At 48.0% G+C, this 18,749-nt stretch carries 21 protein-coding genes; 1 reads left to right on the forward strand and 20 read right to left on the reverse strand.

Annotated elements, in window-relative coordinates; all coding sequences use genetic code 11:
• Positions 1 to 10 precede the first annotated feature (10 nt).
• The 13 genes from V1498_RS14440 to V1498_RS14500 form a co-directional block, all read right to left on the reverse strand.
• Positions 11 to 283, reverse strand: coding sequence for an EscU/YscU/HrcU family type III secretion system export apparatus switch protein (locus V1498_RS14440; RefSeq protein WP_409294396.1), 273 nt, complete (start codon positions 281 to 283; stop codon positions 11 to 13).
• Positions 280 to 2,109, reverse strand: coding sequence for a hypothetical protein (locus V1498_RS14445; RefSeq protein WP_409294397.1), 1,830 nt, complete (start codon positions 2,107 to 2,109; stop codon positions 280 to 282). Before V1498_RS14445 ends, V1498_RS14440 begins: the two co-directional genes overlap by 4 nt.
• 28 nt (positions 2,110 to 2,137) lie before the next feature.
• Positions 2,138 to 2,908 (reverse strand): ribonuclease HII, encoded by a 771-nt coding sequence (locus tag V1498_RS14450; RefSeq protein WP_409294398.1) that lies wholly within the window; start codon positions 2,906 to 2,908, stop codon positions 2,138 to 2,140.
• Positions 2,909 to 3,022: 114 nt separating this feature from the next.
• Positions 3,023 to 3,901, reverse strand: a complete 879-nt coding sequence (gene ylqF / locus V1498_RS14455) for a ribosome biogenesis GTPase YlqF (RefSeq protein WP_409294399.1) — start codon at positions 3,899 to 3,901, stop codon at positions 3,023 to 3,025.
• A gap of 18 nt (positions 3,902 to 3,919) precedes the next feature.
• Positions 3,920 to 4,483, reverse strand: a complete 564-nt coding sequence (lepB, locus tag V1498_RS14460; RefSeq protein WP_409294400.1) for a signal peptidase I — start codon at positions 4,481 to 4,483, stop codon at positions 3,920 to 3,922.
• Positions 4,484 to 4,759: 276 nt separating this feature from the next.
• The gene (rplS, locus tag V1498_RS14465; RefSeq protein ID WP_409292230.1) at positions 4,760 to 5,107 is read right to left on the reverse strand and encodes a 50S ribosomal protein L19; all 348 of its coding nucleotides are present in this window, start codon (positions 5,105 to 5,107) and stop codon (positions 4,760 to 4,762) included.
• A 124-nt stretch (positions 5,108 to 5,231) separates the two neighbouring features.
• Positions 5,232 to 5,966, reverse strand: a complete 735-nt coding sequence (gene trmD / locus V1498_RS14470) for a tRNA (guanosine(37)-N1)-methyltransferase TrmD (protein ID WP_409294401.1) — start codon at positions 5,964 to 5,966, stop codon at positions 5,232 to 5,234.
• A complete protein-coding gene (gene rimM, locus V1498_RS14475; RefSeq protein WP_409294402.1) occupies positions 5,966 to 6,484 on the reverse strand; it encodes a ribosome maturation factor RimM in 519 nt (172 codons plus the stop codon). Before rimM ends, trmD begins: the two co-directional genes overlap by 1 nt.
• Before the next feature lie 13 nt (positions 6,485 to 6,497).
• On the reverse strand, positions 6,498 to 6,884 hold the full coding sequence (locus V1498_RS14480; RefSeq protein ID WP_409292224.1) for a YlqD family protein: 387 nt from the start codon (positions 6,882 to 6,884) through the stop codon (positions 6,498 to 6,500).
• Positions 6,885 to 7,006: 122 nt separating this feature from the next.
• On the reverse strand, positions 7,007 to 7,237 hold the full coding sequence (locus tag V1498_RS14485; RefSeq protein WP_409294403.1) for a KH domain-containing protein: 231 nt from the start codon (positions 7,235 to 7,237) through the stop codon (positions 7,007 to 7,009).
• A gap of 12 nt (positions 7,238 to 7,249) precedes the next feature.
• Positions 7,250 to 7,522, reverse strand: a complete 273-nt coding sequence (gene rpsP, locus V1498_RS14490; RefSeq protein WP_409292220.1) for a 30S ribosomal protein S16 — start codon at positions 7,520 to 7,522, stop codon at positions 7,250 to 7,252.
• A 94-nt stretch (positions 7,523 to 7,616) separates the two neighbouring features.
• Positions 7,617 to 8,957 carry a signal recognition particle protein gene (gene ffh / locus V1498_RS14495; RefSeq protein WP_409294404.1) on the reverse strand — a complete coding sequence of 447 codons (1,341 nt, stop codon included), beginning with the start codon at positions 8,955 to 8,957 and terminating at the stop codon, positions 7,617 to 7,619.
• Between the two features lie 11 nt (positions 8,958 to 8,968).
• A complete protein-coding gene (locus tag V1498_RS14500) occupies positions 8,969 to 9,301 on the reverse strand; it encodes a putative DNA-binding protein (protein WP_409294405.1) in 333 nt (110 codons plus the stop codon).
• A 120-nt stretch (positions 9,302 to 9,421) separates the two neighbouring features.
• Here V1498_RS14500 and V1498_RS14505 point away from each other — a divergent pair, with 120 nt between their 5' ends.
• Positions 9,422 to 9,553 carry a hypothetical protein gene (locus tag V1498_RS14505; protein WP_409294406.1) on the forward strand — a complete coding sequence of 44 codons (132 nt, stop codon included), beginning with the start codon at positions 9,422 to 9,424 and terminating at the stop codon, positions 9,551 to 9,553.
• A gap of 641 nt (positions 9,554 to 10,194) precedes the next feature.
• Here V1498_RS14505 and ftsY read toward each other — a convergent pair.
• The 7 genes from ftsY to plsX all read right to left on the reverse strand — a co-directional run bounded on the left by ftsY (position 10,195) and on the right by plsX (position 18,748).
• A complete protein-coding gene (ftsY, locus tag V1498_RS14510) occupies positions 10,195 to 11,184 on the reverse strand; it encodes a signal recognition particle-docking protein FtsY (RefSeq protein ID WP_409294407.1) in 990 nt (329 codons plus the stop codon).
• A gap of 15 nt (positions 11,185 to 11,199) precedes the next feature.
• On the reverse strand, positions 11,200 to 14,766 hold the full coding sequence (smc, locus tag V1498_RS14515; protein WP_409294408.1) for a chromosome segregation protein SMC: 3,567 nt from the start codon (positions 14,764 to 14,766) through the stop codon (positions 11,200 to 11,202).
• Between the two features lie 31 nt (positions 14,767 to 14,797).
• Positions 14,798 to 15,529, reverse strand: a complete 732-nt coding sequence (gene rnc / locus V1498_RS14520) for a ribonuclease III (RefSeq protein WP_409294409.1) — start codon at positions 15,527 to 15,529, stop codon at positions 14,798 to 14,800.
• A 149-nt stretch (positions 15,530 to 15,678) separates the two neighbouring features.
• Positions 15,679 to 15,912, reverse strand: a complete 234-nt coding sequence (locus V1498_RS14525) for an acyl carrier protein (RefSeq protein ID WP_026692526.1) — start codon at positions 15,910 to 15,912, stop codon at positions 15,679 to 15,681.
• A 149-nt stretch (positions 15,913 to 16,061) separates the two neighbouring features.
• A complete protein-coding gene (fabG, locus tag V1498_RS14530; protein ID WP_409294410.1) occupies positions 16,062 to 16,805 on the reverse strand; it encodes a 3-oxoacyl-[acyl-carrier-protein] reductase in 744 nt (247 codons plus the stop codon).
• A complete protein-coding gene (gene fabD, locus V1498_RS14535; RefSeq protein ID WP_409294411.1) occupies positions 16,805 to 17,749 on the reverse strand; it encodes an ACP S-malonyltransferase in 945 nt (314 codons plus the stop codon). Before fabD ends, fabG begins: the two co-directional genes overlap by 1 nt.
• Complete coding sequence (gene plsX / locus V1498_RS14540; RefSeq protein WP_409294412.1) at positions 17,750 to 18,748, reverse strand: phosphate acyltransferase PlsX; 999 nt, start codon at positions 18,746 to 18,748, stop codon at positions 17,750 to 17,752.
• Position 18,749 lies beyond the last annotated feature (1 nt).

The raw sequence follows: 18,749 nt of genomic DNA on the forward strand, positions 1-18,749 counted from the left end.
GACAAGTAAGCTAGCGGCTTTCCTTGTCAATTTTATAGATAAATGCAAACACTTCGGCTACAGCCCCGTAAAGGTCCTCCGGTATGGCCTGATTGACCTCAAGCTCTCCGAGGATCCCTGCAAGCGAGGCATCTTCTTGGACCGGTACACCGCTTGACTCTGCCGTCTCAATGATATTCTCAGCTGCAGCCCCTTTTCCCTTGGCCGTGACTCTTGGGGCGTTTTCCTGCTCAGCATCATATTTCAGGGCAATAGCTGTTTTGCGCTGCTCTCTTTCTTTCATATCCTGATATCCACCCCGCTGTAAGCCGGCCAGCCAGCGGGGGAATAAGCAGCCTTCTTTTCACTGCCTTCCGCCGGCGGGCTGATGAAATTTATGGAGGACAGCGTATAATCCATCTCTTGTAAGCTGCTGCGAAGCGGCTGTACATATCTTTTGGCTGATTCCTTAAAAGCTGCATTCTGCTCGTTGAAAATTGTCAGCTTAACGATCCTGCTCTGCACCTGCATATCAATGACTGTCCCCTTTAAATTAGAAAGTTCGAGATAAAATAAAACCCTGCAATAATCTGCATCTATCGATCCATCTTCTTTCTTTCTTCCATTCCATTGTATAGTAGCATCCGTCCATTCTTTATTAAGCGGCATCGGAAACTGCATGACAAGATTCTGTAAAGGGCCATTTTCATTGGACAACAGGGACTGTGCATTCAATTTCTGCAGAATCTGTTCAGCCGTATTGCTAAGAGCAGAACTTTCCTGGCCGTCCAGGAAGGCGGACAGCGCCTGTTTGATCATGCTGTGATTCGTGTCTACTGCTTCTGGCGGCTCGACCAGGTGGTCAAGACCCAGTGTATAGATTATCTGCTTGAAATATGATTTCACATCATCACCCTTGGTGAAATCGAATCCGGCAGCGTGGTCAGACATGAGGGAAAACAGCCATTTCCCTTCCTCGCTTGTAATGCCGGCCGGCAATTCAGGAATCTTGCCCTGTGCGTAAGATAGCACAGCTGACTGAAGGCGCTGAATGGAGGCTTCCGGCACTTCCTGTGATCCTGACATCAGTTTTCCGAGGGCAGCGGCAAGCTCGCCTGGCTCCTGTGGTGTTTCCTGGTTCATCAAGCCTGGCAGCAGATTCCTTAAATTCTTCAGGCTGTCCCCATCCTGCTTTGTATATTCATCCTGCCCGGAAGCAGCCTGCACACTGTTTTGTCCCATACGTACATTTTTTTCTCCTGCTTCCTCCACGGTTTTCTGATTCAAGTCCTGCAAGAGAATTCCGCGGTGCTTCACGGGGATATCCGGATCAGGAACAGAGGTTTCGAGCTCCGCTTGCTTGCCGATATGCAGCGCTTGCTCCGTTTTATCTTCTCCAAGGAAGCCAAAGCCCTGCAGTACTTGCAGTGCATTCCTGCTGTTATGTCCGCCAGACACTGCGCGTGCTGCCAGCTCGTTCAGCAGACTTTCTCCCATCCTTTTGGCGCTGATTCCGGTGACTGAGGCAAGGGCTTCCTTCAAGGCTATTCCAGCCTTTGATGTTTGAGGTTCTTGCCCAAGCTGTGACTCCAGCATAGCAAGCAGTGAATGCAGTGGTTTTCCCTTTTCCATCTGGAAAATGGCGGACAGGTTTTTCTCAGTGATGGGGAGGTTCTTCTCTGCCAGGATCCCGGCCATTTCCAGGGTTCCTTTAAGATCATCAGAAGTCCTGGCCCAGGAAAGTATGCTCCCAAAACTCTGAGGATGAATCGGTATACCCTTTTTAAGTAGGAATGCAGCAATGGATATACTTTCTTTTCCGGGAGGAAGGCCCAGCAGTTTCACCAACTGGGCAGCCTCTCCTGCTCCCTGATTCAATTTGGATTCAAGGATCCTGAGCTTTGTTACTGCGTCATCTGTATCAACTTGGAACCAATAGCTTTTCCCCGCCTGCAGGGGGGCATCAATGGAAGCGGTAAGCTTAGTCTGTCCAATCCTCACCTCTGCTGTCTGGTTGGGATACAGCCGGCTTACGGTACCAAGCACCACCTGCCCGGTCCGGAAGGAAGCGGCGGTGACGGAGACCGTAGCCGCACGGTTTACTATTGCCTGGATAATTCCTGACTGCATGCCCTCACCTCCTTTTTTGCCACTGATGTTATATGTATGCTTTTACAGGTCCAAAGCTTTTACGGTGCCATGCCGTCGGGCCGCATTCATCCAAGGCCTTGAGATGCTCCTGGGTCCCATATCCGGCATTGTTTGCGAAATTATACTGTGGGAATTGAATTCCGTACTCCTTCATCATCTCATCCCGTGTTATTTTTGCAATAATGGAGGCGGCAGCTATGGAAATGCTGGCAGCATCTCCTTTGATGATGGATTCCTGCGGAAAAGGTGCCGGGAGATCCATGGCATCTACAAGCAGATAATCTGGAGTGTCTGCAAGGTCAGCAATGCTTTGGACCATCGCAGACTTTGCAGCCTGATAGATATTGATTTCATCTATAATATCGGAATGGATGATACCAACTCCAATAGATAATGCATGTTCTCTTATATACTCATAAAAATAGCGAAGCTTTTGTTTTGGTATCTGTTTAGAATCGTTGAGGCCGGGAAGAAAGAAGCCCTGGGGCAGAATGACCGCCGCCGCAACCACCGGGCCGGCAAGCGGGCCCCGGCCAACTTCGTCTATGCCCGCAATCAGGCTGAACCCCTCGCTCCTGAGCCGGTTTTCATAGCGGGACATCTCTTCGAATTTCCGGACGGCTTCCTCTTCCTTCTGAAGTGCCCTCAGACGCCTCTCTGCCGCTTCTCTCACCCCTCTGCGGGTATCGCGGAGACAATCCTGCAAAAAGGGGTCACGGATTTCTTTTACACACGCAAGCGCATCTGCCGCCTGCTTGATACTCATGGTTATGATCATGGATTCGTCCTACCTCATTTATCGGTCATTCCGCTTTAAACATAAAGGCCCGGATCCAGTAAAATAATTTTAAGGATTCAGGCCTTTCTAGGCTTTTATAGCAGAATAAGTTCTTTAATTATCCTGATGTTCAGGTTCCCCGGACATTTCCACCGGGGTTTCGAGCGTGATTGGCCCCATCTTGTCAGACCGGAGCTCACGGATGATCAGCTCGGCAGTTTTATCATAATCCACCATGCCCTTCGATGCAAGGACTCCCCTGAAGAGGCCGATCACATCGAACAGCTGGGCGAGATCATCGGGTATGGTATCCAAATTGTAGCGTTCCTTGAGCCTTGATGGATATTTTTCTTCCAAAAAGCGCAGGGCATACACTGCCAGCTCATGCTGATTCAGCAGCGTATCTTTGATGGCACCTGTGACGGCAAGCTTCAGGCCAACCTCCTGATCTTCGAATTTCGGCCACAATATTCCCGGCGTATCGAGCAGTTCAAGTTCTTTACCGACCTTGATCCACTGCTGGGCCTTAGTGACTCCAGGCATATTCCCGGTCTTGGCGATATTTTTCTTTGCCAGGCGGTTGATCAATGTGGATTTCCCAACATTCGGAATTCCGATGATCATGGCCCGTATTGCCCTGGGATTGATTCCTTTTGACCTCATTTTATCAAATTTTTCCTTTAATATTTCCCTCGATGCAGACAGAATCTTATTAAGGCCTGTCCCTCCATGAGAATTTATCGCTATGGCAGGCTGACCCTTCTCTTCAAAATACTCCAGCCACTCTTTTGTCCTTTCCCTGTCAGCAAGGTCGGCCTTGTTCAAGAGAATGAGCCTGGGTTTATGGGAGATGATTTCATCAATCATCGGATTCCTCGATGAAGCGGGGATCCTTGCATCTACAAGCTCAAAAATGATGTCGACAAGCTTGAGTTTTTCTGTTACTTCCCTTCTTGCTTTGGCCATATGGCCAGGGAACCACTGTATAGTCACAGCATTCCACCTACTTTTCTATTTCTTTTCGTATGCTACGCTTCTGAAGTCCGATATGGGCCAGTAGACCAGATTGGTCTTGCCAAGCACCTTTTCCATCGGAACAGTGCCAATCTGTCTTGAGTCCCTGCTGAACCGCCGGTTATCACCCATGACAAATAATTCACCCTTTGGCACGGTGTCACGATCTATATAATCACTTAAAGTAAAGGATTCTGTCAGCGGACCATCCATCACTTCTCTCTTATACTGGTCAAGATAGGGTTCCTTATAGGCCTTTCCATTCACATAAAGGGTATCATCCTTATATTCCACCTTGTCCCCGGGAAGCCCGATTACACGCTTAATATAATCCTTGCCTTCAGGGGCATGGAACACAATGATGTCAAACCGCTTTGGCTTTCCTACAGTATAGCCGATTTTATTGACTATCATCCGGTCCTGATCATGCAGCGTCGGCATCATGGATAAGCCGTCCACCACGATGGGAGCGAAGAAAAAATAGCGGATCACAGCTGCCAGCAGGACCGCGATCACGAGAGCCTTCGTCCATTCCCATATTTCGTTCTTCTTTTTCGCCATTATGTCTACACCGCCTAGAGCTATTCTATAAATTCATCATACTGCTTTATTTTACACTATTGAAGGAAAATAAACGCAATTTAACACCCGGTACCCAAAATAGTTCAGCATGAGTATTCCGGGCACGCATGCTGTGAAATGCTTCCGTTCAAAATGATAATCTAAACATCTTATGCATGGCTGAAAAAACTAAAAAAAGGGCCTGTTATAAAAACAAGCCCTCTTTCTAATAACGTCTTCATGTATCTCATGACCGGAAATCCAGGCATGAAAATATTAGCGGCGGATCTCTTTGATACGAGCTGCTTTACCACGAAGGTTACGTAGATAGTAAAGTTTAGCACGGCGTACTTTACCGCGGCGAACTACTTCTAATGTAGCGATTTTAGGCGTGTGTACCGGGAATGTACGCTCAACACCAACACCGTAAGATACTTTACGGACTGTGAATGTTTCGCTGATTCCGCCACCACGACGCTTGATCACAACACCTTCAAAAAGCTGAATACGTTCGCGTGTACCCTCGATAACTTTAACGTGAACACGTACAGTATCACCAGGACGGAACGCAGGAAGATCAGTTTTCAATTGCTCTTTTGTGATTTCTTGGATTAATTGTTGCATCGTTTTCAACTCCTTCCACCAGATGCTCATACCAATATATAGGATTGCAGCGGAACATCTTAATAAGCCTGAACGCTTCAGGCCACAAATAATATATTAGCATACTGGGAAGCGGGTTGCAATATTATCTCTTCTCTTTTTTTAACTCTTCCAGCCACTTTTTTTGCTTTTCATCGAGCGGATAGCTCTCCAGCAGGTCCGGTCTCCGCGCAAGCGTCCTCCGCAGAGATTCCTTGGTACGCCATTCTTCAATCCTGGCGTGATTCCCGGATGTCAGGACATCCGGTACCTTCAGTCCCCGGAAGTCTGCAGGTCTTGTATAATGGGGATGTTCAAGCAGACCTGAGGAGAAGGAGTCCTTAACAGGGGATTCTTCATTTCCGAGCACTCCCGGCAGCAGCCGTACCACACTGTCAATGATCACCATCGCCCCAAGCTCTCCCCCTGTCAGCACAAAATCTCCGATTGATATTTCCTCATCAATCAAGTGTTCGCGGATCCTTTCATCATACCCCTCATAATGGCCGCAGACAAAAATCAAATGCTCTTCCGACGCCAGCTCTTCCGCTTTTTTCTGGGTATACTTCTCCCCCTGCGGGCACAGCAGGATAACCCGGGGGGCAGTCCCGCCCTCCTTGAGGGCATCCACTGCATCGAACAGCGGCTGAGGCTTCAAAACCATCCCTGCTCCACCGCCGTAAGGATAATCATCCACCGTGTGATGCTTGTTGTCTGCATAATCCCGGAAATTGGTCACCTTGTAGCTGACCGCGTTCTTTTCAGCCGCTTTGTTCAGGATGGAGCTTCCAAGCACTCCCTGGAACATCTCAGGAAACAGGCTCAATACATCAATCTTCATTAATCCAACAGCCCTTCCATGGGAAGAATCCTGATGAGTTTTTCTTCGATATCTATTTCCTTCACAATCTCGTCTATATAAGGAATCAGAATCTCTTTCCCGCGTTTTCCCTTCACAACCCACACATCATTTGCACCAGGCGACAGGACCTCGCGGATTGTGCCGATTTCATCGCCTTCCATCGTGGTGACCGTACAGCCGATGATCTGGTGGTAATAGTATTCACCTTCCGCAAGCTCGTGCAGCTGATCCTCGGGCACCTTAAGGATGCCGCCCTTAAGCGGTTCTGCCTGGTTCACATTATGAAATTCCTCAAAGGTCAGCAGGTCGAAGTTTTTATGAACCCTATGAGACTTGACCGTCAATTCAAGCGGCTCGGTATTTTTATCGGAAAAGAAATACAGCTTATTTCCTGTCTTGTATCTCTCTTCGGCAAAATCCGTCCTCGAGATGACTCTGACTTCCCCTCTGATGCCATGTGTATTTACAATTTTGCCGACATTAAACCATTTCTCCATAGTATCCACACCTTTAACGTATTTCAGTGATGATTCCGTCCATGACAACGATGGTCCTTGGACGCACCGCTTCTTCCCAGCTCTGGCCGGTTTCAATTGTGACAAGTGCCTGGAATTCCCGCTCCTTCAGTTCGCTGCCGAGGGGCAGGATCTCAAGCTGTTCGAGCTGAAACTCCAGCGTTTTTACCTTTTCCTGCCTCTTATTAATTTCCTTCTCAAAGTGGGCTTTTAAACTTCCAGGCTGGAACTTTTTCGTTTTTTCCAGTTTTTTCAGTTCAAAGCGCAGCTGGTCACACTCTTTTAACAGCTGCAGCCTGTTTTGTTTATATTGTTCAAGGAGCTTATTCTTGCTGGTTTCGGTCAGTACTTGATTTACAGTAACCGTCTGAAGGATGTTCAATTCCAGCCGCCTCCCAAATTCCCTTTATATGTACAGCAGTCACGAGCATGTAACAGACAGCTTCAGCTAATGGCCTGCTTTAATTTTTAATATAACAAAAAAGGAGGGTGTAAGCCCTCCTTTTATTCGGATATCTCCAAATAAATTTTCTTGTGCTGCGAAGATCCTGCTGCATATACCACAGTGCGGATAGCCTTAGCGACACGCCCATGTTTTCCGATCACCTTTCCCATATCGCTCTTATGGACCGACAGTGAATAGGTGATCCTGCCATCCGCTTCGTTCACTTCAACGCGTACGTCCTCCGGATGGTCAACAAGAGGCTTTACAATCGTTTGGATTAATTCCTTCATTGCAAGCTTGAATTACTTGCTGATCTTGGCATTGTGGAATTTCTCCAGGATGCCTTGTTTTGAGAATAGGTTGCGAACTGTGTCAGACGGCTTTGCACCATCCTGAAGCCATTTAAGAGCAAGCTCGTCGTTGATGTTGATTGTAGCTGGTTCAGTTACCGGATTGTATGTTCCGATTGTTTCAATAGAACGTCCGTCACGCGGAGCGCGGGAATCTGCAACTACGATACGATAGAAAGGAGATTTTTTAGCTCCCATACGTTTTAAGCGAATTTTTACTGCCATTTTATATAGCACCTCCGAATAGTTTCACACAAGATAATATATTACCAAATACAAAAGGGCTTGTAAAGGTTTTTTTCTTAACAGGTAAATCCCTCTACATAAACGGAAACTTAAAGCCTTTCTTCTTGCCTTTCTGCATGTTGGTCATTTGTTTCATCATTTTTTTCATGTCTTCGAATTGCTTGAGCAGCCTGTTGACTTCCTGTATGGAGGTCCCGCTTCCTCTCGCAATTCTTTTTTTCCGACTGGCATTCATCGTTTCCGGCTGTTCTTTTTCATTCTTGGTCATGGACCGGATGATCGCCTCGACACGTCCAATCTGTTTGTCATCGATGGACACGTTGCTAAGGCCTTTCATTTTGCCCGCCCCTGGGAGCATTTTTAATATATCATCCAGCGGGCCCATGGATCTGACCTGGCCAAGCTGTTCAAGAAAGTCGTCAAATGTAAAGCTCATGGTCCTCATCTTCTGCTCAAGCTCTTTTGCCTTGTCAGCATCGACATTGGCCTGTGCCTTCTCGATCAGAGTGAGAACATCACCCATGCCTAAAATCCTTGAGGCCATCCTCTCGGGATGGAAAGTCTCTAGGGCATCCATCTTTTCACCCATACCCACAAACTTGATTGGAGTCTGGGTGACGGCCCTTATGGAAAGGGCCGCCCCGCCGCGTGTATCTCCATCGAGCTTGGTAAGGACGACACCTGTCAGTCCAAGCTTCTCATTGAAGCTTTGCGCAACATTGACCGCATCCTGACCTGTCATTGCGTCCACTACGAGGAAGACTTCATGTGGATTCGCAAGCTCCTGGATTTCCTTCAATTCACCCATGAGTTCTTCATCGACATGCAGGCGCCCGGCTGTATCAATCAGGACGTAATCATTATGATCCTCTTTGGCCTTGGCAATTGCCTGCCTCGCGATTTCCACAGGTGAAACCTGGTCTCCAAGCGAGAACACAGGGAAATTAAGCTGTTTTCCCAGCGTCTCCAGCTGCTTGATCGCAGCCGGCCGGTAAATATCGGCCGCCACAAGCAGCGGTTTCCGGTTATACTTCTTCCGGAGAAGATTTGCCAGCTTCCCGGTTGTAGTCGTTTTACCTGCACCCTGCAGCCCGACCATCATGATGACGGTAGGCGGCCGGCTCGAAACCGCAATCTTGCTCTGCTCGCCGCCCATCAAGCTGGTAAGCTCTTCCTGGACGACCTTGACAACCTGCTGGCCAGGCGACAGGCTCTTCAGCACTTCCTGCCCCACAGCCCGCTCGCTCACACGCTTGACGAAATCTTTGACCACTTTAAAGTTAACATCCGCTTCCAGCAAGGCTAGACGCACTTCACGCATCATTTCCTTTACATCGGCCTCGTTAACCTTTCCTTTGCCCCGAATCTTCTGAAACGTATTCTGCAGTCGGTCGGCTAAACTTTCAAATGCCATTATGCCGCCTCCTAATCCAGTTCCTCAAGCGAATCGAGCGCCTGTAACATTTCCCCTTTTGGAGCATTTCCAGCTTCCAGCAGGTTCCGCATGTTTCCAAGTATCACTTTCCGCTCTTGAAATTTTTTAAATAACAAAAGCTTTGCCTCATACTCCTCAAGCATCGCTTCTGTGCGCTTAATATTGTCATAGACTGCTTGACGGCTGACTTCATACTCTTCAGCAATCTCTCCAAGGGAGTAGTCATCCAGATAGTAGAGTGACATATAGCTCTGTTGTTTCTCAGTCAACAGCGAATGATAGAAATCATAGAGATAATTCATCCGGGTTGTTTTTTCGAGCATTGGCCAACCCTCCCCTGTGTTAAGTGAAAAGCCTTTACAATTAAATAGTTTACCGTATGGAATAGGCCTGTGTCAAGGGTGACTGCTGTACAACGGTGACAGCCGCTGAGAAGGTCTGATGTGTCTGAAATCAGGCTCTTTAGGGGAAGTCTTTATGATGAAAAAGGCCGGGCAATGAAATGCCAGAGGGTTTCATTGACCGGCCAGACAGCTTCACGAAATGCAGGATTTTTATTTCAGCTGGAGCGGTGAAATTGATTTGTTCCCCCAAACCTGGTGGCATCCTCAATATATTGGCTTTTATTTAACCTTTTGGTTCCAGCATCGAAAAAAGCAACAGGCGTAAGTTATAGAGCAGAATGGGTCAATAGAAATGAAGGGGATTTTTACAGCGTTTCTCTTTGTTTGAAAACGTTATTTGATGTTTTTGGTCTTTTTCCTGATATTTTATTCACTTTTACACCTTTTCACTTCAAGGGATGTATCAGCAAAGCGCTGATAGATCTTTACTCGCCGAACTGAGCCTTTTACTATCCGAACCGTCCAACATACTATCCGAAATCAAGATTTACTATCCGAAGGCAGGGTTTTACTATCCGATCTGACTGATTTACTCGTCATTATCCATTCTGAATGGAACCGCAAGCTGCTTCAAGGTAATTATAATAGAAAACAAACATGATTTTCTACTCGCAACCCATGCATGGAAAGTAACTTAGACATGAGCAGCAGCAAACACAAAAAGGCGGTGGAGCGAAGTAAGGCACTCCAGGAATGCCAGCAAGATAAATGATGTTATCACCTAGCTGCAGGAAGCTTTATGATCCATACAGCTCCGCCCCTTTTCCACAGAAAAAAGGCCCTGGAAAAATCCCTGGCCTTTTCTATTATATTCATTCTTCGCTTTTATCTATTGAGTTGGCGAAGAGGCCGTACACGTATTTTTCAGGATCGAATTCCTGAAGGTCGTCCATTTTCTCACCAAGACCCACCAGCTTCACAGGAATCTCCAGCTCATTCCGGATCGCAAGGACAATTCCGCCTTTAGCCGTGCCATCGAGTTTAGAGAGCACGATCCCGGTCACGTTTGTGGCTTCCTTGAAGGTCTTGGCCTGGATAAGGGCATTCTGTCCGGTCGTTGCATCAAGCACAAGCAGTACTTCATGAGGTGCTCCGGGAACTTCCCTTTCAATGACTTTTTTCACTTTTTCCAGTTCTTTCATAAGGTTTACTTTGTTTTGGAGCCGTCCTGCTGTATCGCATATCAGGATGTCCGCTTTCCTTGCTTTTGCTGCCTGCAGGGCATCGAACATCACAGCGGCAGGATCGGAGCCTGCGGCCTGCTTGATAACCTCGGCCCCAGCCCGTTCACCCCAGACTTCCAGCTGCTCAATGGCTCCGGCACGGAAAGTATCGCCCGCTGCGAGGACGACTCGTTTGCCTTCCTGTTTAAAGCGGTGTGCCAGCTTTCCGATTGTTGTGGTTTTGCCCACGCCGTTGACACCGACAAATAAAATGACAGTAAGGCTGTCTTCCTGGATCTTAAGCTCAGGTGAAGCAGGGCTGTCTCCCCTGTAGATATCCACCAGCTTTTCTGAAATAACCGACTGGACACCTGCGGGGTCCTGTATGTTTTTCCGCTTGACTTCCATTTTCAGTTCTTCAATCAGCATTTCCACGGTTTCATAACCAACGTCAGCCGAGAACAGAATTTCCTCAAGCTCTTCGAAAAAGTCTTCATCCACTTTTCTGTAGCGCGCCACCAGGTCATTCACCCTGCCTGAAAAAGAGTCGCGCGTTTTAGCAAGTCCATCTCTAAATTTGACTGTGACTGTATCGGTCTGCTGGCTAAACTTATCCTTTAATTTTTTGAAGAAACTCATAAGTTCACGCCTTTCCTACATTTTTATTAATTCTTTTGTGTCCTGCAGCCTTACCGAGACCATTTTGGATACGCCTGATTCCTGCATGGTCACACCATATAGTACATCGGCTCCCTCCATCGTCCCTTTTCTGTGAGTGATGACGATAAATTGAGTTTCGGCACTAAATTGCTTTAAGTACTGGCTGAATCTGTGTACATTGGCGTCATCAAGAGCCGCTTCTACTTCATCGAGGATACAGAAGGGTACCGGCCTTGCCTTCAGGATGGCAAACAGCAGGGCGATGGCGGTCAACGCCCGCTCGCCGCCTGAAAGGAGCCCAAGATTCTGAAGCTTTTTCCCAGGTGGCTGGGCAACAATGTCTACCCCTGTACCAAGGAGGTCATCCGGGCTGGTCAGCCGCAATTCAGCTCTTCCCCCGCCGAAAAGTGCGGGGAATATTTCCCCAAAGTGTTCTTTTATAGCAGAGAAGGATGTTTGGAAACGCCGTTTCATTTCTTCATCCATTTCCCCGATCACCTGATACAGGGTATCCTTGGCTTCCTGGAGATCATTCTTCTGTTCCAGGAGAAATTCATAGCGCTCTGACACTCTTTCATACTCATCAATGGCGCCCAGGTTGACTGGTTCCAGTTCATCGATGGCCATTTTGATGAGTTTGACTTTCTTTTTCGCTTCATCGGCAGGCAGTGATAATGGATGGTTTTCCTTGGCCGCTTCAAAGCTCAGGAAGTATTCCTGCTGCAGGTGGATCAGCTTGTTATCTAGTTCTACATCCAGTCTGTTCAGCTTTACCTCTTCATCCTTCAATGCCTCTGTAAGTCCTTTATACTGTCTGGCGAGCTCCCGCAGAAGATCATCAGCTTCTGTCAGGGCTGTATGGAGCCCCTGCCTTTCTTGGCGGCGTTCGGCAAGAAGCTTGATTGCCTCGTCCTTTTCTAACTGCTTTTGTCTCGAGGCTGCTTCAAGCTGGCTTTCTCCGCTAAAATTGTTCTCCATTTCGTTTTCCAGCAGGGACAAATCCTCTGCATATTCTGCATATCTTTCCTTGAGCGCCGCATGCTCCTCCATTTGCCTTTGGAATTTGTCACGCTGGTGCTGAAGCTGCCCTTTTTTTGTGGCAAGCTCAATTTTCAATTCATTCAGTTCTTCGGACAGGGCTTCCCTCGATGTTGCCTGGGTCTGCTTTTGTTCTGTAAGGCGGGAAATTTCTGCATTTAACTTCTGTATCTCCTGCTCACATGAAGCAAGCGTCTGCTTAATGGTTTTAAGCCTGTCCTGTTTTTCCTGATTTTCTTCCGCTGCCGACATTTTTTCAAGGTCGTAAACCGAGAGGCGGTCATTTATATTCTTTTCCTGGAACTCCACCTCACGGATTTCTCCTTTGAGGGCCTGTTCATCAAGGCGCAGACTTTCACCAGCCGAGCGCGCATGCTCAAGTTGTGCTTCGCCTGTCTGTATATCCCTTTTTAACATCTTGACATGTTCTTCAAGCTTGGTGGTCTTGTCCTCCATGTCAGTAAGCTTTATTTTCAGCTCTTCAAGCTCTCCCTTCCTTGAAAGGAGTGAGGCATTTTTCTGTTTGATGGCTCCTCCTGTCATGGAACCGCCGGGATTGACTACATCTCCTTCAAGAGTCACAAAACGGTATCTTTGGCCAGTCAGCCTGGCAAGCTCATTGGCGCCTTTTAAGTCCCGGGTAAGAACGATGGCGCCCAGCAGATTTTCAATAACATCCCGGAATTTAGAATCATAGGAAATAAGGGACGCAGCCGGACCTATAAACGAAGGATGGCTTTCCATGGTATGAAAGACAGACTGGGGCAGACTCCTCCCCTTGATAACAGTCATAGGCAGGAAGGTCGCCCTTCCGAATGAGTGTCTTTTTAAGAATTGGATGGCGCTCCGGGCATGTTCTTCATTCTGTACCACGATATGCTGCGCTGACCCGCCCAGGGCAATTTCGACTGCAGCCTGATATTCCCTTGGAACCTGAATCAGCTCCGCTACCGCACCTTCTATCCCGGACAGCTGAGTGTTTTTTACTTTTAGTACTTCTTTTACGCCCTGGAAGAAACCTGCGTAGTCCTCTTCCATTTCTTCGAGCATCTCTTTTCTTGACTTGGCCTGCTGCAGGAATTGAAGCGCCTGATACAGCGTCTTCTCCTGCTTTTGGTAGTTTGTGCGGAGATTTTCAAGGCTCTGCTGCTGCTTGCGGAACAGATGGATTTCTTCTTCCATCCTTGCCTGCAGGGCCTGGAGCCTCGAGGCAAGCTCTTCCTTTTCTCCATTGATGGAAATCCGTTCGAGCAGGTATTTGGAATTTTCTTCGTCAAGCCTTGCACTCTTGGCAGCCTGCTGGTTCAGCTGCTGTTCAATCAGCTGATATTCATTCCTTGCGGCTGCCTGCCTGTTAAGCCAGTCGATATAATCACTTTTCAGGTCTTCCAGCGTTTCTTCTATATTCACCTTTAACAGGGACAATTCTTCCTGTTTCAAATTAACATTGGCCTGCAGCTCTTTTGTCGAAGATTCCAGCGTTTCAAGCGCTTTTTTTTCAAGCTCTCTTTCACCTTCAAGCTGGCTGATGCGCAGCGCGGCTTCCTCCTTGGCCTTCTCAAGCTGAAGCCTGTTTTGTGAAGCATTCTTTTTGCGTTCCTTCAGCACTTCCTTGCGGCCTTCGAGTTTTTCGAGCTCCTCGCTTGCATGGAGCAGCACATCCTGGAGGCTGTTGATCATTTCATCAAGGGCGGCAATCCGGACTCTGCACTCCGCGACCACTGCTTCTTTTTCCTGAAGCGCCTTGGATGATTCAAGCTCCATTTTTTTGTGAACTTCGTAGTCATGAGTCAGGCTTTCCCATTTTTCATGAAGGGATTCAATCTCATGGACGGTCAGGGCAACTTCGAATTCCTTCAGCTCCTCCTTCTTCTGCAGGTATTCCTTTGCAATGGAGGACTGAATCTTAAGCGGTTCAACCTGCCCTTCTAATTCATAAATGATATCCTGCACCCGGTTTAGGTTATCCTGGGTTTCAAACAGCTTGAGTTCCGCTTTCTTTTTCCGGTTCTTATATTTAAGCACCCCGGCGGCCTCCTCAAAAATAGACCTTCTGTCTTCAGGCTTGCTGCTAAGGATTTCTTCAACCTTCCCCTGGCTGATGATGGAGAAGGCTTCCTTGCCGAGTCCTGAGTCCATAAACAGATCTATGATATCCTTCAGCCTGCAGGACTGCTTGTTTATAAAAAACTCACTGTCCCCGGAACGGTAAACTCTTCTTGTCACACTGACTTCCTGGTAATCAAGCGGCAGGAAATGCTTCTCATTGTCAAGTGTCAGCGTCACCTCTGCAAAATTCAGCGGCTTCCGCGAGTCACTGCCTGCAAAGATGATATCCTCCATTTTACCGCCGCGGAGCGATCTGGCCGACTGCTCGCCAAGCACCCAGCGGATGGAATCAATGATATTGCTTTTGCCGCTTCCGTTCGGCCCAACCACCGCAGTTACACCCGGCACAAAGTCCAGGGCTATCCGTTCAGCGAATGACTTAAAGCCGACTATATCCAATCTTTTGAGGAACATGTCATTCCCCCCTTATATTTATGTAACGTTCTCACTTGCTGTCTTTGAATGTCAGTAATGCCTGCTGTGCAGCATGCTGCTCCGCTTCTTTTTTCGACCGGCCGGAACCCGTGCCCAGCTCTTTGCCGTTCAAAAGGACAGTTGACACAAACTCCCGGTTATGGGCCGGCCCCTTTTCCTGCAGGATTTTATATTCAAGCGCCCCTGATCCGTCGCGCTGAATAAGCTCCTGCAGCTGGCTTTTGTAATCCATCACATGAGAAAAAGCACCCTCATTAATCTTAGGGAAGACCGTCTTTTCTAAAAACTGAACAACCGTTTCAAGACCCTGGTCGAGATACAATGCACCGATGAATGCCTCAAAGACATCCGCGAGCAGTGCCGGCCTTGACCTTCCGCCTGTCATTTCCTCGCCTTTTCCAAGCAGGATCAGCTCACCAAAAGAATGATCATTTGCAAAGCCCACAAGAGATGGCTCACAAACGATTGCTGCCCTGAGCTTGGTTAATTCCCCTTCAGACATGGTGGCATATTTTTTGAACAAGTATTGAGAAACAGTCAATTCCAGTACGGCGTCTCCTAAAAATTCAAGCCTTTCATTATCTTCATAAGGCTTGCGGCGATGCTCATTCACATAGGATGAATGGGTAAATGCCTGCTTTAAAAGCTGTTCATTCGTGAACATAAAACCCATGCGTTCCTGAAAGCTTTTAAATATATAGTCTTTTTGTGATGTTTTGTGTTTCCTGCCATTCCTTCGCATAAAACCCTCCGCCAATTTTTAAAAAATAATCCAAATTTGATTATTTAGAACATATTTTGATTTAAATGCCTTACCCTGTACGATTTGAAAGAAAGCTCCGTCATAAACGGAGCTTTCTCTGCTTCACCTGAATTCTAAGAAACATTGGATTACATAGTGCTTTGTATGTAATTCACAGCGTCTCCAACTGTGACGATCTTTTCTGCGTCATCATCGGAAATTTCCATTCCGAATTCATCTTCCAGTTCCATTACAAGTTCAACTACATCAAGGGAATCGGCACCAAGGTCGTCTTTGAAAGAAGCTTCGAGTTTTACTTCGGACTCATCGACTCCTAAACGGTCAACGACAATCTTTGTTACGCGTTCAAGAACTTCTGCCATTTTATTCACCTCCCCTCAAGTCATTATAGAGTATTTCGTTTAAATAATAAATCCTTAATTGGCGGAGAAATCATTATTTTTCCGTAACAAGGCAGGCCGGGACATGGCCGTGTATTTGGCAGGCAGCACCTGCAAGGGAGCCTGGATCCTTACATAACCATCCCGCCGTCTACATGCAGCGTCTGCCCTGTCATATAGGCACTGTCATCAGACCCCAGGAATACAGCTACTCGTGCAATGTCGGACGGGTCACCGAGACGGGCAAGCGGAATCTGTTGAAGCATGGCTTCCCTCGTCTCCTCAGTAAGCTTGTCGGTCATATCTGTTGAGATGAAACCCGGGGCAATGGCGTTTACAAGGATTCCCCTGGCTGACAGCTCCTTCGCAGTTGTTTTGGTCAGGCCGATAACGCCGGCCTTAGCAGCAACGTAGTTTGCCTGGCCGGCATTCCCGCTGACGCCGACAATGGATGCCACATTGATGATCTTGCCCGATCTCTGCTTCATCATCGGACGTGAAACAGCCTTCGTGCAAAGGAACACGCCCTTTAGATTGATGTTGATCACATCATCCCACTCTTCCTCTTTCATCCTCATCAGCAGGTTGTCTTTCGTGATGCCTGCATTATTCACCAAAATATCGATGCTGCCGAAGCGGCTGATCGTTTCCTTGATCATCTGGCTGACAGATTCACTATCGGAAACATCACACTGAATAGCGAATGATTCCCTGCCCAGCGCCTTGATATCAGAAACCACTTCAAGTGCCCGGGCTTCACTCCCTGCAAAATTCACAGCGACATTGGCGCCCTCTCTTGCCATTTCAAGGGCGATTTCCCGTCCGATCCCACGGGATGCACCTGTAACTAAAACATTATTGCCGGCTAGTCTCATTATTTTCTCCCCTTTAACACTTCAAGTGCCTTTTCAAGGCTGTCCTGGTCATTGATGTTCAGGACTGCAGCCTGGCGGTCGATTTTTTTTACCAGGCCTGACAGGACTTTTCCAGGACCGATTTCAACAAATGTATCCACGCCTGCATCAAGGAGGCAGCGGACAGAATCTTCCCATAACACAGGAGAATACAGCTGCTGTATCAGCCTCTCCTTTATCTCCTGCGGTGAATTCATCGGCTTTGATGTAACATTCGAAATGACAGGAACGGAAGCATTATTAATATGTATGGAATCTAGTACTGCCTCGAACCTGCCGGCTGCAGGCTTCATCAGCTGCGAATGGAAAGGCCCGCTCACTTCAAGGGGAATCACACGCTTTGCCCCCTCCTGTTTTGCCGCTTCTCCTGCTTTCTGTACTCCGGCTGCAGTCCCGGATATTACAATCTGACCTGGACAGTTAATATTGGCGAGTTGGACTGAGTCACCGTCATTGGTAACTTTTTCTGTTACTGCTGCCAGCTTTTCGCGGTCAAGGCCGAGTACTGCAGCCATGGAGCCCTGGCCATCCGGGACGGCCGCTTCCATGTATTCGCCTCTTTTCCTGACTGCATACACTCCGTCGCTGAAAGAAAAAGCGCCGGATGCAACCAGGGCAGAATATTCGCCAAGGCTATGCCCGGCTGTATAATCCGGGGCGATCCCAGCTTCTTCAAGCAGCGTAAGGACCGCTGTACTCATAGTAAGCAGCGCAGGCTGGGCATTTGTGGTTTTGGTCAGCTCTTCCTGGGTTCCTTCAAAGATCACTTTTGACAGCTGGAAGCCTAGTCTTGAGTCTGCCTCATCAAAGATTCTCTTAACACTTTCATGGCTTTCATACAGATCTTTTCCCATGCCAGCCGCCTGTGAGCCCTGGCCGGGGAAAACGAATGCTATTTTTCCCATTTATTCTCCCCCTAACTTATCTCTGTCAATCATGGAACTGATCGCGCCCGAGACATCATTCAATACCATATCCCTGGTCTGGCGGATCGCATTGTACACGGCATTCGCATCAGATGAACCATGTGCCTTAATCACCGGCGCACTCAAGCCGAACAATCCTGCCCCTCCATATTCGGAGTAATCAAGCTTGCCTTTAAGTTCCTTGAACTGCGGCTTCAATACTGCTGCAGCAAGTTTGCTTTTAACATTGCTCGTCAAGGCGGTCTTCAGCATCTGGAACATGCCGAGTGCAGTTCCCTCTGTTGTCTTGAGCACCATATTTCCTGTAAATCCATCCGTAACCACCACATCTGCCACTCCATTAAGCAGATCCCGGGCTTCCACATTGCCGGCAAAGTTCAGCCCGCTGTCCTTTAAGAGGCCAAAGGCTGCCTTTGTGAGCTCATTCCCTTTTTTCTCTTCTGTCCCGATATTCAAGAGTCCGACTCTCGGATTCCGGATGCCCCTCACCTTCTCGGCATATGCGGAACCCATATATGCATACTGGAGAAGATGCTCGGGCTTTGCATCTGCATTGGCACCTACATCAAGCAGGACAAAGCCTTGGCCGTCTATTGTCGGAAGGGTCGGAGACAGGGCTGGGCGTTCAATCCCCTGAATGCGGCCGACAATGAATAATCCCGCAGCCATCAGGGCGCCCGTATTCCCTGCCGAGATGCAGGCATCAGCCGCACCGTCCTTGACCGCCTGGGCGGCAAGCACCATGGATGCCTGCTTCTTCCTCCTTACCGCACGCACAGGCTCATCTTCTGCCAGTATCTCCTCTTCGGCATGAATGACCTTAATGCGGCTTCCGGACGGCAGGTATTCCCTGACTTTTTCTTCCCTTCCGTACAGCTGGATTTCTATATCAGGGAACTTCCCTGCTGCTTTGACTGCTCCCTGCACGATTTCTTTAGGCGCGTTGTCCCCGCCCATTGCATCTATAGCAATTCTCATG

This window comes from Paraperibacillus marinus, from assembly GCF_046237605.1.
Lineage (GTDB): Bacteria > Bacillota > Bacilli > Bacillales > DSM-1321 > Paraperibacillus > Paraperibacillus marinus.